We start from the raw sequence: 15,273 nt of genomic DNA on the forward strand, positions 1-15,273 counted from the left end.
CAGATTACACTTTTGGGGTCGGCGTTCCTATCTACACGTGAGGACAGACCGATGAAACTGAACGCGCATCTCCGGCGGGTCGCACCCTCGACTCGCCTCCGACGCGGTCGCATCGCCGCGGGACTGACCCGGTTCACGCTCCCGGTCGCCACCCTGCTGGCGTTCGTGGTCTCGGCGCTGGTGACGGGCGCGGCGTTCGCCACCGCGGCGGACCTCGTGGCAGTCTCGCTCCCGGTCCTGCTCGCCGGTTGGGTCGCCGCCATCGGCGCGACGTTCGCGCTTCCGCTGCTCGTCGTCCGCGGCGTGGTCGCACTACTCGAACGGTACGAGTAGAGAGACTCAGGCCGGGGAACCGCGCTCCTCGGGGACGGGGAGAGAATCGCAAACGCGCTCGTTTTTGGCCGGCGACCTGTCGCCGCACGTCGAAAACTCGTAACTCGATGGCGGTCGGAGATTCGAGTGGGGAGTTAGCATGTGTCACAGACGCGGCGAGCGGTCACGTACGTCCAGCAGAGCCAGCGAATCAGCCGGTGAGACCGAGCGCGAGGACCCTCCGGGGTTGGCCGCGCGCGCCAAGCGGCGACTCGTCGCGCTCGTCTCCGCCGATAGCGAGGCGGAATCTCCCGACAGCCCGGCGGTGGAACGCGAACCCGAGACGCCGAGCGTCGACGCGACGAGCGAGGAACCGACCGCGAGCGAGGAATTGACCGAGAGCGAAGACGAAGCGGACGCGAGCGACGAGCGCGAACGAGAGCCGATTCCCGCCCACGACTAGCGGCGAAGGAGACCCCGAGGCCCAGAGCGCGGACGCGGCGAGCGAGCCTTTTTCTCCCCGCCGCCCCGAGTCAGGGCCGTGCGAGAGTACCCCTTCGAGTTGGCGCTGTGCGCGCACCTCGAAGCCAACGAGGAGGCCGTCGTCGCCCGGCAGATAGGCGGCGGCGTCCGCGCGCCGTCGAACCGCGTCCTCGACGTGGTGTGCGTCGAACCCGGTCCGGAGATGGACGCGCGGGCCGCGCTGACGCCCGCGAGGATTCCCGACGCCGCCATCGAGAGCGGCGTGGGCGTCGGGCGAGCGCGCGACCCCGCGGCGGCCATCGACGCCCGGCCCGAGCGCGCCCGAAAAACCGCCGAGCGTGCGGTCGAAATCGGCTTCTTCGAGCGCGCGGTCGGCGGCGGCGTCAGGCGGGTCGCGCGCTACCCCGACGAGTGGTTCGGACGACTGGTCGCGATAGAGAACAAACCCGACCTCGGCGACCCCGGCGACCTCCGACTCCAACTCCGGAAGGACGTGAGCCTCGCGCTCGCCGACGAAGTCGTCCTCGCCACCGAGAGCTACGTGACCGGCGCACACCTCAACCGCATCCCCGAGGAGGTCGGCGTCTGGCGCTTCGACCCCGAGTCGGGCGACCGGGAGGTAGTCCGGGAGGCGACCCCGCTGGACGCCGACGAGTGGGGCGTCGAACTCCTCGACGAGCGTCCGCTCCGGACCGACGTGGCGACGGTCCCGGCCGACGAGAAGGCCCGCCAGCGCAGGCGGATGGCCGAGCGCGCCTACGGCAAGGGGTGGCGGCCCGACGAGTTCCCGGCCTGCGCCGAGGCGGAGGCGGTCGCCCGCGAGGGGAGCGAGAGCCTGCCCTTCTGTGGCTGGAAGGGGAGACTCGTCAACCCCGCCCGCTGCGGGCCCGACTGTCCGGGCCACGACCCCGCGGACGCTCCCGACGCGGACGCCGACGAGGCGCGCGACGGTCGGACGCCGTGGGTCGCGGAACCCGAGGGCAAAGTGAGGCGACAGGCGGGACTCGACAGGTTCGGGTGAGCCTCACCCCACCGGCGTCTCGTCGTCCACCGCGTCCAGCAGGTCGAGACGCTCCAGCAGGCCCCGGGTCGGCCGACCCCGCTCGTCCCACCCGCGCCGGTCGTAGTACGCCGACAGCAGTGCCTCGAACTCGACCGAATCGATAGCTTCCCCCTCGTTCGGGCCGCCTTCGAGGGGTTCGGTCAGCTTCGCGGGGAGTTCGTCGTCGGCCCGGTCGAACCCCTCCCGGACGTTGAACAGGCGCGTCAGCGTCCAGATGCGCTCGCCAGCGGTCCGGAGGTCGGCGGGCGAGCGGTCGAGACCGACCGCCGAGAGCCACGTCGCGCCCAAGTCCTCGAAGGTCTCGCCCGCGAAGTCGTCCACGACGAGACTCCAGAGCAGCGACCGGGCGTCCTGTTCGGCGACGACGGTCTCGGCCCGGCGCTCGTCGCTCCACGACTCGGTGGCGAACACCTCCTCGACCACCGGGCGGGCGCGGCGGTGGCAGGCGCCCCGGTCGCTGGTCGCGTAGGCCAGCGCCATCCCGGTCGCGCCCCGCGGGTCGTAGGTCGGGAGTTCCATCGCCTTCACGGTCGGCACGAAGTCGTCGCCCCCGTAGCGGTCGGCCGCGGCGTCCACGCCGCGCGCGAGCAGGTCGCCCAACTCGGTGTCCCGGCGGGCGATTTCCCCCAGCAGGTCGCGGGCCGCCGCCTCGTCGCCGAACGCGAGGTCACGGTCGAGGACGCCCTCCTCGCTCGCCCGGACGGCCCACGCGACGGCGTTGCCCGCGCTGATAACGTCGATGCCGAGTCGGTCGCAGGCCCCGCCGAGCGCCGCGACGGCGTCGAAGTCCGCGATGCCGAGACCGGACCCGAGCGAGATGGCGGTCGCACCCCGCGGGACGGTCTCGCCGTCGCCCGTCTCCGCGCTCGTGTTCGCCGCCTCCGCACTCGTATTCGCGTCCGCTGTCTCCGCGCTCGCGTTCGCGTCCGTTACCGTCTCCGACTCGGTCTCCACGCGGAAGCCGCCGGGAATCGGCCCCTCGCGCTCGCGGGCGACCGCGGCCCGGCGGACCGCCTCGATGCCGACCGCGCTCGCGCCCTCGAACGCGCCCGACGACCACCCGCGGGTCGGGAGGACGCCCACCTCGTCGGCGAAGTCCACCGTCTCGACGGTCTCGCTGGCGGCCTGCCACCGGCCGGTCTCGCCGTCGGCGAACCGGGCCTCGTACGCCTCGCGGAGGTCCGCGAGCGCGTCGGGCGGTTCGGGCGGGTCGCTCCCGGCGACGACCGCCTTGAGGTTCTTCGACCCCATCACCGCGCCCGCGCCGCCCCGGCCCGCCTGATGGTCGCCGCCGTCGGAGGCGATAGTGGCGTACCGGACCCCGCGCTCGCCCGCGGGACCGACGCAGGCGACCGGCGCGTCGAACGCCGCGCAGGTCTCGGCCGCGTCCGCGCCCCAGAGGTCCCCCGCGGGTTCGAGCGTCGCGCCGTCGGCCGCGATTCGGAGGACGGTCGGTTCGTCGGCCGCGCCCTCGACGAGGACCGCGAGACAGCGGCTGGGGTCGCGGCCGTCGGGCGCGCGCGACTCGCCGCCCCGGAGCGCGCCCGCCAGCGCCGCCGGGAAGTCGCCGCCGGCGTAGGAGTCGAGGAACGTGCCGGTCAGCGGCGACTTCGTGACCGCGGCGTAGCGCTGTTCGCCGGGCGTGAATCCCGAGAGCGGGCCGAGCGCGAACAGCAGGACGTTCTCGGGGCCGAGCGGGTCGGTGCCGGGCGCGAGTTCGTCGTAGAGGTACCGGGCCGCCAGTCCCTTCCCGCCGAGGTAGCGCCGTCGCCACCGCTCGGGAATCGGTTCGGTCTCGACGCGCCCCGCGGTCAGGTTTACTCTGAGCAGGTGTTCCGGCGGGGCGTCCCCGGCGGCGGTGTCGCCCGACGCGTCGCTCTCGGATTCGTCGCCCGGCGCGTCGCCCCCGAACGCGTCGTCCGACCGCTCTCCCCGCGGTTCGTTCCCTCCACCCATCGAAGTCAGTTACGCCGCGACTCGTGGTAACAGTTCGGGTGCGAGAGACTCGGGAACCGAGGGCGACGACGGGGAGATATTTCCGTCTCAGTCCAGTAGAGTCACGCATGTACGACCGGATTCTGGTCCCGACCGACGGCAGCGAGCAGCACCCGGTGGTCACGCAGGCCATGAACGTCGCCGAACTCGCGGACGCCACGGTCCACGCGCTCTACGTCGTGGACGAGCGAGCGCTGGATTACCAACCGTCCGAGTCCGGCAGGCAGGAGACCCGGGACGCGCGCCGCGAGGAGGGCGAGGAGGCGACTCAGCACATCGCCGACGCGGGCGCGAACCGCGGCGTCGAAGTCGTCACCGCCATCCGGGAGGGGACGCCCGCGACGACCATCGTGGAGTACGCCGCCGACGAGGACGTTGACATGGTCGTGATGGGGACTCACGGCCGGTCGGGCGTGGACCGTTACGTCCTCGGGAGCGTGACCGAGCAGGTCGTCCGGACCAGCGACGTGCCGGTGCTGACTGTCAACCTCGCGCGCCAGCGCCGGGCGGTCCGCGACGACGAGACCGCGATCGAACGCGCAAAGCAGGTCCTCGCGGACGAGGGCCACGACATCGCCGACGTGCCCGAGGACCCGTACCGCGAGAGCAACACCTGGATAGTCCGCGTCGAGACGGCCGACGGCGACACCTTCAACGTCCACATCGACTCGGCCTCCGGCGAGGCGCGGCTCGCCCGAATTCGGAGCGAGTGAGTCGGTCCGAGCGAGTCGGTGATACGTTGCGACGTGCGGCCTCGTCGGTCCGTCGGCGGTCCACGCGACGTTCTGGAACGTCCGACTCAGTCGAAAGCCAGTGGCTCTGGCAGGGGTGCAACGGACGATCGGAGGCCGAAATATGCCGAGGCCGGATAGCGACAGTCAGCGGACTGCCGTTTTCCTACCGGTTCTCCTCGAGGACTTGGTTGATCTCCTTCGCGGCCTGCGTCGTCGCTTCGTTGACGGCCTCGTCCAGTCCCGTGCCGCGCCGCAGCATCTGCGAGATGCGCTGGTGCATCTTGCGCGGGATGTCGTAGGTCACCGCGCTCGCGCCCGGCACCGCCGGAATCACCGCGGGCTGGAACTCCTTGAGCGTCCCGAGACACGCACCGCGCCAGAACTCCGTGTGGGCCTGGGTCTGCCCGAAGAAGTCCTCCTCTTGAATCGTCTGGGGCGTGACCGGAACGAACCCCAACTTCTTCGAGTTCTGGACCGCACGCTGGTCGTCACCTATCCACCACTCGAGGAACCTGACCGCGGCGTCTTTCTCCTGTTGGTTGCTGAATCCGTCGGCGATGAATCCGAGCGACGGCAGCCACGCCAGTGCCGCCTTGGTGCCGGCGTTCATCGGCAGCCCCCACGTGTAATCGCCGTTCTTCATGGCTTTGGGTTGTTCTTCGAGGTAGTCACCCCACAGGTCGGTCGAGTCCTGCAAGTGGTTGACCGCGGTCTTCCCCGACCAGTGGAGCGTCGTGGACTCCTCGTCGCCGTGGTTGATGGAGTTCTCGTGGAACAGCCCCTCGTCGATGAACTCGAACTGCATCTTGATTGCGTTCCGGGCCGCCTGACTGTCGATGGTGGCCTCGGTGCCTTTCACGTTGACGACGCCGGAGAGCGACCCGCCGTGCTGGGGGATGTACAGCGAGAGGTACTCCTCGTCGCTCTGTTTCATTCCGGTCGTGTCCGGGTAGAACCCCTGCTGCTGACCCAACTGCGTCTGGTTGAGGCGCTCGTAAATCGGTTTGATGTCGTTCTGCCAGTGGAGGCTTCCGGCCTTGTAGTTGACCTCGCTCGGATCGATGTTCGCCTGGTCGAGCCAGTCCTTCCGCCAGGCGCTGAAGTACGGCCTGAACCCGAGCGGGAAGGTCACCAAGTTACCTTTCTTTCCCGTCGACTGGGCGCCCCACACCTTGTGACCCTTCATGATCTTCTCGGCGGTCTTGTCGGCGAGTTCGGAACTCTGCCAGAGGTCGTTGACGATTAGCCCCGCATCGCCAGCGAGGATGCCGGGCCGGGTCATTACCTCGACGAGGTGCGGAACGTTGCCGGCGGCCCGCGCCGACCGGAACTTGGTGACGATGTCCGTGTACGGAACCCCCGTGATGTTGATTCCGATGCCGGTCTGGCTCTCGAACTGGTTGACTATCTTGTCGGTGTACGCCCGTTTCGTCTCGCCCTCGGTGTAGTACGACAGCCAGATTTCGAGCGTCGGTTTCCCCTGGAACCCGACGTACCCGGGTAAACTGGTGGCCGCAGTACCCGCCCCGGCGGCTTTCAGGAAGTCCCTCCGATTGACTGGTCTATCGCCGGTCTGGCTGTCGGTGCCGTCCGCCCGTTTTGTCATTTGGTAACTACCCCCAATTGATTTGAGAGGCCATCCATAACGACGCTTGCGGTTTATTCCTCGGCGGAGCGGAATCTTTTTAGTGAATCGTTGGCGAACCCCGATCCGTACCGGGGATTCTGGCCTCGTATCGGAGGAGTACCGCCCGCGGTCGGTGACTGCGCTTCGACCTGCGCGAGCGACGCCCCGGAGTATTTCACGCTGGCAACCGAACCCTGCGGCATGCCCGCCGGAGTCGTCCTCGCGGGCGGTCGCTCGACCCGGTTCGGCGAGGGCGACAAGGCGGTCGCCGACCTCGCCGGCGTGCCGATGATTCGCCGAGTCGCCGACCGACTCGCGCCCGTCGTGGACGTGCTGGTGGTCAACTGCCGGGCCGACCAGCGCGAGGCCGTCGCCGACGCGCTCTCGGGGTACGACCGACCCGTGCGGTTCGCAACCGACCCCGACCCCGACGAGGGACCGATGGCCGGGATTCGGACCGGACTCCGCGAAGTCGAGGCGACCGACGCGGCGTACGGGTTCGTCGCGGCCTGCGACATGCCGTTTCTGGACCCGGACCTCGTGGCGCACCTGTTCGAGCGCGCCCGGGGGACGGACGCCGCGGTGCCGCGGCCGACCGAGTGGTTCGAGACCACCCACGCGGTCTACCGGGCGACGGCGATGGCCGACGCCTGCGACGCCGCGCTGGCGGCCGGGGAGCGCCGAATCGTCGAACCGCTGTTCGAGTTGGACTACGTGGTCGTGGAGGGCGAGGAGTTGGCGCAGTTCGACGCGGCGAGTTTCGCGAACGTCAACACCCGCGAGGAGTTCGAGGACGCCGAGAGGCGTCTGCGGGAGTGAGCGGTCGCCGGCCGGTCCGAGAACACGGGAACGCGCTCCTCACTCCACCACGGCGACCACCGGGTCGTCGGCGACCATGCGCGTCAGGACGACGCGGGGAACGTCGGGAGCGCGGTCGAGGACTCCGTCGGCGATTTCGCGCGCGGTCGCCTCCAACTCGGGCGAGTCGACCATGTTCACGACCGGAATCGCGGTCGCGCCCTCGGGGACGCCCTTCAGGCCGCCCGCCTCGCCGGCGAGGACGGCCGCCACGTCCGCGGGGCGAATCTCGTCGCCGACCTCGCGGCCCGCGACGGCGGCCACGCGCTCGGGCCGGTGGACGCGTTCCTCCGCGAGCGACTCGCCGACGACGCGGGCGCTGGCTATCGGAAGCACGGTGTCCGCCGTCGCGGGAATTTGAGGTTCGCGCTCGTTCGGTGCCTTGAGCCACCGCGTCCGCGCGCCGTCGGCCTTCACGAGGACCGGCCCGTCGTGGGCGTCCGCAATCTCGGTTACCGTCTCGGGGTCGTAGCCCCGGTAGCGGTCGTCGCGCTCGCGTTCCGGCACGAGTCCGAGGGGAAAGCGGTCGGGAGCGTCTGCCTCGCGGAGCGCGGCCACGGGGTCCTCGGTGACGACGACTTCGGCGACCGACGCGTCGAAGACGGGGATGCGGACCGTCGCGGTCACGACCGGCCGACTCCGGGGGTCGGCCGGGCCTCGCTCGCGGAGTCGGTCCGCCAGCGCGTAGAGCGTCGTCTTCTTGCCGCCCGCGCCGACGACGCAGGTCAGGCCGGTCTCGGCGTCGAGAGCGGCCGGGAGGTCAGGCGGGGTCATCGTTCTGCCGCGGGCGTCTCCCGGCCCGCCTCCCGGTCGTACAGTTTCGCCATCCGGTCGACGAACGCGAGTTTCAGCGCCATCGTCAGCGCCGTGAACACCGCGGTCTGGGCGGGCCGCCGCCGGACCGCCGCGTACACCGCCCAGAGGAACACCGGCACGTTGACGGCGTTCAGGAGGCCCGCCCGGCCCGCGTCGGCCCCCTGCACCCACAACCGCTCGCCGCGGACGCCGCGGGTCATCCAACTCGCGTCGGCCTCCGGACCGGGTTCCGGAAAGAGGACGGGGTTGAGCGCGACGAACGCCGCCGTCGCACCGAGCAGTCTCCAGTTGCGAGCGTAGACGGCGTACAGCAGTAGCGGTCCGGTCGGCACGCGCGACCACCCGCTCGCGGGGTTCTCGTGGCGCTCCCAGAAGTCGGCGTCGGCGAGGCGTCGGCGGAGGACGGAGAACATACCGCGGCGTACCACGGGAAGCCACAAAGCATTCACGTCGGAGAGGGAACAGCTCCGTCCGAGTAATCGCACCCTAACCAGTAGCGGTAAACCGACCAACGACGATACCAGAATCCATGCAAACGACCTCTCGGCGGACACTCGCCGCCGCGTTAGCCGTGCTGTGTAGCCTCTCGATGGTAGCGCCCGTCGTGGCAGGCCCGAGCGCCACCGGTCCGAGCGCCGGCGTTCCGGCGGCCGCGAGCGCCCAGAACGCGACGGACGAGGCTCCGAACCCCTGCGTGGGGACGATGGCCTCGCCCGCGAACGGAACGACCGTCATCAGCGTGCAGGGCTTCCAGTTCGGGAAGAACGGCGGCAAGCGCCCGGCGAAACTCGTCGGGGTCGGGCCGAGCGGCGAGATACGGTGGGTCCACCAGAGCGCCGAGAAGTACGGCGTCGTCTGGGGCTACGACGTGGACCCGATGGACAACGGGAACCTCTTCGTCACCGCCACCCTGCAGAACCACACGACGCTCGTCTACGAGTTCGACCCCGAGACCCAAGAGCAGGTCTGGTCGAAAACTTTCGACCTCGGCGACACCCACGACGCCGACCTCATCAACAACGGCAGCGAGATTCTGCTGGCGAACATGCGCAACTACAACGCTACCGCCGGGCGCAACGACGACCGCATCTTCGTCTACAACCGCACGACCGAGCAGATAGAGTGGGAGTGGCGCTTCGACGACCACTACGACCGCCGGAATCTGGAGGAGAACTACACCGACGACTGGACCCACGTCAACGACGTTGACAAGATCGGCGACGGTCTCTACCTCGCGTCGCCGCGGAACTTCGACCAAGCCATCGTCGTGAACCGCTCGACGAACGAAATCGTCATGAAACTCGGCGAGGACGGGAAGAAAGGCATTCTCGCCGAGCAGCACAACCCCGACTACCTCGAAAGCGAGAACGGAACGCCCGCGCTCCTCGTCGGCGACAGCGAGAACGACCGCATCGTGGAGTACGCGAATCCGGACGGCGACCTGACGAACGGGAGCGGATGGACCCGGACGTGGACGCTGAAGGGCGACCTGAACTGGCCCCGCGACGCCGACCGACTCCCGAGCGGCAACACCCTCGTCACCGACTCCAGCAACCACCGCGTGCTGGAAGTGACGCCGAACGGAACGGTCGTCTGGGAGTTCTACGCCCCGTGGCTGGTCTACGACGCGGCCCGCATCCCGGCGGGCGAACACGGCGGCCCGACCATGACCGACCTGAACGCGACCGGCACCTACCAACTCCGCGGCGACACCGACCGGAACCGGACCGAGTTGCGGCAGTGCCACCGGGTTCTCCGGAACGTCAGCGGTCTCGCCGACGGTCGGACGCCGTCGAACGCGAGCGACGCCGGAGAGACGACGGAGGGCGCGATGGACGACGAGTCGAGCGAGAGCGACGGAAGCGACGCGCCGGGGAGCGGAGAGGAAACGACGAGCGGCGACGGCGAGTCCGCCAACAACGGAAGCGACGCGACGACCGGCGAGGGTGACGCGACGAGCGACACCGCTTCGACCGGAGTCCCCGGGTTCGGCCCGCTCGCGGCGCTCGCGGGCCTGTTCACCGCGTTCGTCGCGCTCGGCGTCGGGACTCGTCGGAGTCGGTAGCGAAGTCGTCTTTCTGACCTCCGTGAAGTCCTCCGCGACAGACAGATAGAGTGGGTTACTAATCAATACAGAGCGTGTTCAAAGCAGAGCCTGTTCGCTATTTTACCTCGTAGACGTCCACGACTCGACTGGTGTCACACTCCGTATGTACTTCGAGGATGAGTATCTCGCCCGGTTGGAGAACGCGAACAGTTACCGAGTCTCCGACTTCGTCCAGCGAAGCGTACTGACCATGTCCCTCAGCGTACGATTCGTGGACCGAAACGTGGGACGCATCGCTGAGTTCTGTGAGGTTGATAGTGAGTCGGTGACTGCTGCCGTCCACGGACTGATTGTATTCGACGTTTGCGCTCGGCTTTTCACAGCATCGTTCCGAGTCGAATATCCCTGACACCACACCCAGTCCGGCAACGCTCAAGACACTGAGGAGTAGAATACTGCTCCCAACGATGCGGACGGTACGCGTCGTTTCCATACTCCGAAACAGTCTAAGTAGATAATAAATCCCGTTCATATTGAAAACAGGTTCACGAGAGGTTCGTACCGCGAATTAGTCGATGCGACTACTGTCGTTCTCGACGGATTTCGACGGGACTGTCTTTCCGCTCTCAAAGCTCGTACTGCTCGCCGTCCACGGCCAGCGGTTCCTCGAAGGCCTCCTCGACGGGGTAGTAGTGAGCGAGGTGGACCAGTCGCGTCTCCGCGGCGTCGAGTTCGTCGGCCAGCGCCAGCGCGCCCTCCCGGGTCATGTGCTTGGTGCCGAACGTGCGGGGGACGCCCTCCTCGTCGTGGTGGTCGCCGCCGAGCGGGTGGTGTTCACAGAGGTGTGCGGGGACGATACCGTCCGCGAGCAGGAGGTCGGCGTCGGCCAGAACCTCGCGGCTGACCTCGGGCACGTCGTAGTTTGTGTCGCCGGTCAGCGAGAGTTTCGCGCCGGTCTCGGGGTCCTCGACGGCGACGCCGTAGCAGAGCAGCGGCGGGTGTTCGACCGGGACCAGCGTCACCTCGAACCCGCAGGTCTCGAAGGGTTCGAGCGGCGCGTGGTCGCGGACCGTCACCCGGTCGAGGTAGTCGTACTTCGAGCGGACGGTCCCGGCGACGCTCTCGCCGGTCAGGGGGTCTACCTCGCTGGCGGCGTGGACCGGCAGGTCGTCGAACAGGCGGTAGGCGTTGCCGAGTCCGTCGAGGTGGTCGAAGTGAATGTGGGAGATGACTGCCTCGTCGGGCAGGCCGACTTCGTGAGTCAGAAACTGGTGGCGGAAGTCGGGGCTGGCGTCTATCAGGAGCGCCTCGCCGGTGCGCTCGTTGCGGACGTGGACCGAGAACCGCGAGCGCTCGACGCCGCGACTGCGGGCCTCCTCGCAGGTGTCGCAGTCGCAGTCCGGCGTGGGCGTGCCGGTCGTGTCGCCGGTTCCGAGCAGCGTGACCTGCATTTGCCGGAGGTAGTCGCTTGGGGTACAAAGCTTCCGGGGACGGACGCGCCGCCCGGCCCGCAGTTCCATCACGGTGGAGGACGAACGACCGATGTTCGCATGAGTACGCCAGAGCAGAGCTTTCAGACCGCGATGGACGAGTCGAGCGACGACGAGGCCCGCGAGGAAGCCATCCACCAACTCGAAACCGCCAACGAGTGCGGCATGCTGGCCGACCTCGCCCGGTCGGACGACATCGCCAAGCAGTACCGAGAGCGGGCGCTGACGGGACTGGCCCATCCGCAGTGTAAATCGGTGCTCGAAGACCTCACGGAGGGCGAGAGCCTGTCGGATTCGCTCCGAGAGCGCGCCGAATCGCTGTTGGACGAGACGCCGGACAACTCGGGGGCGGGACCGTAAGCGGTCGAGAACTCGCGGGAACCGCTCAGTGGTCGTGGCTGTGGCCGCCGTCGGCGCTCGCGCCGCCGGACCCGGAGATGTCGCCCCCGGCCACCAGCGCGTCGTGGTCGCCCTCTATCATGTCGAGGTCCTTGAGGTTGTCCCGCTCCTCGAAGTCCTTTATCGCGTCCACGAAGTCCTCCTGCGTGAGCGCGGTCCGCTCCTCTGTCAGGGCGTCCAGCACCGCCTCGCGCAGGACCATCCGGAGGTCGCTGCCGGTCAGGCCCTCGGTCTCCTCGGCCAACTCGTCGGGGTCGAAGTCCACGATGTCCATCGGCCGGGTGATGAGTCGCAGGATGTCCGAGCGCATCCCCTGGTCGGGTTTCGGGAAGTTGACGATTTCGTCGAAGCGCCGCCACGCCGCGGCGTCGAGTTGGTCGGGGTGGTTGGTCGCGCCGATGAGCAGCACGTCGTCCTGAATCAGGCTGATGTTGTCGATGGACTTCAGGAGGGTGTTGACCGCGCGCTTGATGGCGGCGTGTTCGTCGCTCGCGCGGGTCTTGGCCACGAAGTCGAACTCGTCCATGAACAGGATACACGGCGAGAGCCGTTTCGCCACCTCGAACACCTTCTCGACGTTCTTGGCGGTCTCGCCGAGGTACTGGCTCGTTATCATCGAGAGTTTGACCTCCACGAACGGGAGGTCGAGGTCGTAGGCCAGCGCCCGAGCGGTCGAGGTCTTGCCGGTCCCCGGCGGTCCGACGAACAGGAGTTTCCCGATTTCGCGCAGGCCGATTTGGGCGAGGTACTCCCGATGTTCGATGGCCTTCACTATCTTGTGAATCTCGGACTCCTGGTCCTCGGTCAACACGAGGTCGTCCAGCGTGGTCTCTATCTCCTCGGGCGCTCGGATGTCCACGAGGTCGAGCATCTCCTCTTCCTCCTCGTCGGCGAAGTACTGGGCGAGCAGGCCGTCTATCCACGCGCGGTCGGCCTGTACGGGCCGGTTGGCCTCCCGGGCCGCCTCGTAGTCGGCCTCGGCCACCTCGTCGGCGAAGGCGTGGGCCAGCACCGGGTTGTGGAGGACCCGCTCCTCGCCGCGGTCGAGGAACCACTCCTCGGCCATCTCCTGCTGGGTGAGTTCGAGCGACCCGGAGAACTCGTCGCGGTCGCTGAACATCAGCCCCGAGATGGCGCTCCACGGGTTCTCGACGCCGGTGGCTCGCCGCGCGGTGTCGATGGTCGCCCGAATCGGGCGCTCGATACCCAGCGGCGAGTCGTCGCTCCCCGGTCGGTCCGGGCCGTCGTCGGCGGTGCCGTCGGGCCAGAACACCTGTCGGTAGCGCGGGGGAAGGTCGTTCTCGTCTAACTCTCGATTGTCGTTGTAGAGGCTCGCGGTGAGCAGAAACTCGACGACGTCCAGTGCCGCGTCGCTCATTCCCCGGAGTTTTGACGCCAAAGGTGCTTAAGCGCGTCGAAGGCTTCGCCCAGTCGGCGGCGGTCGGCGGGCAGGTGGTCGCAGGAAGATGGTCGCGAGTCAGCGGTCGCGAACCGAGCGCCGTCCGAGGAGGTCAGCCCTGCGTCGCGTTCTCGTTCACGTAGATGACCGTCGTGCTGATGACGCAACCGCTGTCGTGGAGGTACCGCTGGACCTCGTGGCGCTCGTAGCCGTCCATGTACTGGTCGATGTCACCGGCGTTGTCGTAGTCGTCCGAACAGGAGTCGGTCTGGCCGAGCGCGATGACGACGGGCGGCTTCTGGCCGTCCTGCAACTCCTCTTGGACGAGTTCGGCTTGGTTCACGCTGTCGGTCTGTGCGCCGTACATCTCCATGTACCACGCGAACGGCAGGCGGGCGAACCAGCCGTCGCCCGCGGGCGGCGTGTCGTGGGTCGAAGGGTCCGGCGCGTAGAAGTTGTCGCCGTCGAAGTCGGGGTCGTCGCCGTAGTACATCACGTCCACCCCCTCGTTGCCCTTCGCGGCGTCGCGAATCTGGCGGAGGACCGGTTTCATCTCGCTCGACGACTGGGCGTACTGGACGAGTTCGTTGTCCTCGCTCTGGGCGTCGAGGTACGAGGTGCCGACCGCCGTCGCGCCGACCTGCGCGACGACCAGCAGGACGACCAGCGCGGCCGCCGTCGCGGAAACCGCGTCGCCGTCGGTCACGCTCTCGACGCCGAGTCGGGCGACGAGCGCCAGCCCCACCGCGGCCGGAATCGCGAGCGGGACTATCATGTGGATGACCTCCCACGGGAAGGGGTTGTCCACGATGACGGGGTAGCCCAGCACGCTGGCGAAGCCCCAGTAGGCCGCGAACGACACCACGTCGCTCGGGCGCTCGCCGACGTAGCGGTCCACGACGAACCCGAGGACCGCGAGCACGAGCAGGACGATAGCGCCCGACTCCAGCACGGGCCAGAGCGACTTCAGCGCCGAGAGGTACGACTCCTGATTGCCGCCGCCCCACTGGCCGACGAAGTCGTTCCACGACCCGAGGGTCGCGTGTTCGATAACCGCCGGGAGCAGGACCGGATTGGCGAGCGCCTCGTAGAGGCCCGGCACGTCAACGCCGGGGATGCGGTCGGTGTTGCGCGGCGCGTAGAAGAACACGACGATTGCGAAGAGCTCGAAGACGGCGAGCGTGAGGTGGGGCCACCAACGCGCGAGGCCGCGCCCAGTCACGCGGAGTCGGTCCGCGACGGCCGAGAGCAGGCCGCGCTCGCCGGCGCGCTCGACGAAGAGGCGGTGGTCCCAGAGCAGGGCCGTGGCTCCGAGCCAACAGACCGGGTACACCAGCGCGTTCTCCTTGGTCGTGAACGCCAGCGCGAACACGGCGGTTCCGGCGTAGAGGGCGGCGGGCCGCCGGTGGTCGTACGCCCGGACGAAGAAGCCGAACGCGACCAGCATGAACCCCGCCAGCAGCAGGTCGTTGCGGTAGAACCGCGAGTAGTAGAGCAGGACGGGGTTGAACGCCAGCAGGAGCGCCAGCGCGACCGTCTCGGAGTCGCGCAGTCGCTGGCGGAACAGGAGCGCCGCGAGGGGGAGCAGACCCCCGACGAGGGCGACGACGAAGCGCATCGTGAAGTCCGAGGCCCCGAACAGACCGAAGAGGTAGCCGTCCACGATGGTCAGGAACGGGCCGTGGACGATGGGTCGGTACTCGTAGACCCCGGTCTCCATGAAGCGGTAGGCCCAGTAGGCGACCCGCGCCTCGTCCTGATGGGCGACCCGGGCCCCGAGTTCCACGAAGCGCGCGAGGAGGGCGACGACGGCTATCGCGGCCACGACGAGTTGGGTTCGAGCGGCGTAGTCCGTCAGCGTCTCGCGGGCGTCCGCGGTCGAGACGGAGCTTTCGGAGGTTTCAGTTTGCGATGCCATGGCTCGGCGGTCGGTGGGGGGCAGTCGGTCTGCGAGCGACGCGAGCGGAGGAAGTCATTGCACAGTTATAGCCGCGGGTTCGGACAAATAGTTTCTGGACCGATGCGTTCGGCGGACGGCTTCGCGGACGGC

15 protein-coding genes are annotated in these 15,273 nt (G+C 68.5%); 7 read left to right on the forward strand and 8 right to left on the reverse strand.

Translation table 11 applies throughout. From position 1 onward, the window contains the following. Positions 1-51 precede the first annotated feature (51 nt). The 3 genes from M0R89_RS04775 (at position 52) to M0R89_RS04785 (ending at position 1,816) form a co-directional block, all read left to right on the forward strand. Positions 52-333 (forward strand): hypothetical protein, encoded by a 282-nt coding sequence (locus M0R89_RS04775; RefSeq protein WP_248651424.1) that lies wholly within the window; start codon positions 52-54, stop codon positions 331-333. A gap of 139 nt (positions 334-472) precedes the next feature. Continuing rightward, positions 473-775: a hypothetical protein gene (locus M0R89_RS04780; RefSeq protein ID WP_248651425.1), complete on the forward strand. Its 303-nt coding sequence runs from the start codon at positions 473-475 to the stop codon at positions 773-775. Between the two features lie 78 nt (positions 776-853). After that, positions 854-1,816 carry a DUF5787 family protein gene (locus M0R89_RS04785; RefSeq protein ID WP_248651426.1) on the forward strand — a complete coding sequence of 321 codons (963 nt, stop codon included), beginning with the start codon at positions 854-856 and terminating at the stop codon, positions 1,814-1,816. 3 nt (positions 1,817-1,819) lie between these two features. On the opposite strand, the gene M0R89_RS04790 is transcribed toward M0R89_RS04785, so the two are convergent. Further along, positions 1,820-3,814 carry an aldehyde ferredoxin oxidoreductase family protein gene (locus M0R89_RS04790; protein ID WP_248651427.1) on the reverse strand — a complete coding sequence of 665 codons (1,995 nt, stop codon included), beginning with the start codon at positions 3,812-3,814 and terminating at the stop codon, positions 1,820-1,822. A gap of 107 nt (positions 3,815-3,921) precedes the next feature. Here M0R89_RS04790 and M0R89_RS04795 point away from each other — a divergent pair, with 107 nt between their 5' ends. Then, positions 3,922-4,566, forward strand: a complete 645-nt coding sequence (locus M0R89_RS04795; protein ID WP_248651428.1) for a universal stress protein — start codon at positions 3,922-3,924, stop codon at positions 4,564-4,566. A 184-nt stretch (positions 4,567-4,750) separates the two neighbouring features. Here the strand turns inward: M0R89_RS04795 and M0R89_RS04800 are convergent, their stop codons facing one another. After that, positions 4,751-6,193, reverse strand: a complete 1,443-nt coding sequence (locus M0R89_RS04800; protein WP_248651429.1) for an ABC transporter substrate-binding protein — start codon at positions 6,191-6,193, stop codon at positions 4,751-4,753. Positions 6,194-6,415: 222 nt separating this feature from the next. On the opposite strand from M0R89_RS04800, the gene M0R89_RS04805 reads away from it, so the two are divergent. Next, positions 6,416-7,033, forward strand: a complete 618-nt coding sequence (locus M0R89_RS04805; protein ID WP_248651430.1) for a molybdenum cofactor guanylyltransferase — start codon at positions 6,416-6,418, stop codon at positions 7,031-7,033. Between the two features lie 39 nt (positions 7,034-7,072). Here M0R89_RS04805 and yqeC read toward each other — a convergent pair whose 3' ends face one another. After that, entirely contained in the window at positions 7,073-7,846 is a 774-nt protein-coding gene (yqeC, locus tag M0R89_RS04810; RefSeq protein WP_248651431.1) for a selenium cofactor biosynthesis protein YqeC, read from the reverse strand. Then, on the reverse strand, positions 7,843-8,301 hold the full coding sequence (locus tag M0R89_RS04815; protein ID WP_248651432.1) for a DUF6653 family protein: 459 nt from the start codon (positions 8,299-8,301) through the stop codon (positions 7,843-7,845). Before M0R89_RS04815 ends, yqeC begins: the two co-directional genes overlap by 4 nt. A gap of 116 nt (positions 8,302-8,417) precedes the next feature. On the opposite strand from M0R89_RS04815, the gene M0R89_RS04820 reads away from it, so the two are divergent. After that, the gene (locus tag M0R89_RS04820) at positions 8,418-9,953 is read left to right on the forward strand and encodes an arylsulfotransferase family protein (protein ID WP_248651433.1); all 1,536 of its coding nucleotides are present in this window, start codon (positions 8,418-8,420) and stop codon (positions 9,951-9,953) included. Between the two features lie 97 nt (positions 9,954-10,050). On the opposite strand, the gene M0R89_RS04825 is transcribed toward M0R89_RS04820, so the two are convergent. After that, positions 10,051-10,428 (reverse strand): hypothetical protein, encoded by a 378-nt coding sequence (locus M0R89_RS04825; protein ID WP_248651434.1) that lies wholly within the window; start codon positions 10,426-10,428, stop codon positions 10,051-10,053. A gap of 133 nt (positions 10,429-10,561) precedes the next feature. Then, positions 10,562-11,386, reverse strand: coding sequence for an MBL fold metallo-hydrolase (locus tag M0R89_RS04830; RefSeq protein WP_248651435.1), 825 nt, complete (start codon positions 11,384-11,386; stop codon positions 10,562-10,564). Positions 11,387-11,485: 99 nt separating this feature from the next. Between M0R89_RS04830 and M0R89_RS04835 the strand changes: the two genes are divergently transcribed. Further along, positions 11,486-11,785 carry a hypothetical protein gene (locus M0R89_RS04835; RefSeq protein ID WP_248651436.1) on the forward strand — a complete coding sequence of 100 codons (300 nt, stop codon included), beginning with the start codon at positions 11,486-11,488 and terminating at the stop codon, positions 11,783-11,785. A gap of 25 nt (positions 11,786-11,810) precedes the next feature. Here the strand turns inward: M0R89_RS04835 and M0R89_RS04840 are convergent, their stop codons facing one another. Further along, positions 11,811-13,202, reverse strand: coding sequence for an ATP-binding protein (locus M0R89_RS04840; RefSeq protein ID WP_248651437.1), 1,392 nt, complete (start codon positions 13,200-13,202; stop codon positions 11,811-11,813). Between the two features lie 133 nt (positions 13,203-13,335). After that, a complete protein-coding gene (locus tag M0R89_RS04845) occupies positions 13,336-15,141 on the reverse strand; it encodes a flippase activity-associated protein Agl23 (protein WP_248651438.1) in 1,806 nt (601 codons plus the stop codon). Positions 15,142-15,273: the final 132 nt, after the last annotated feature.

Origin of the sequence: Halorussus limi, assembly GCF_023238205.1 — an archaeon.
GTDB classification, from domain to species: domain Archaea; phylum Halobacteriota; class Halobacteria; order Halobacteriales; family Haladaptataceae; genus Halorussus; species Halorussus limi.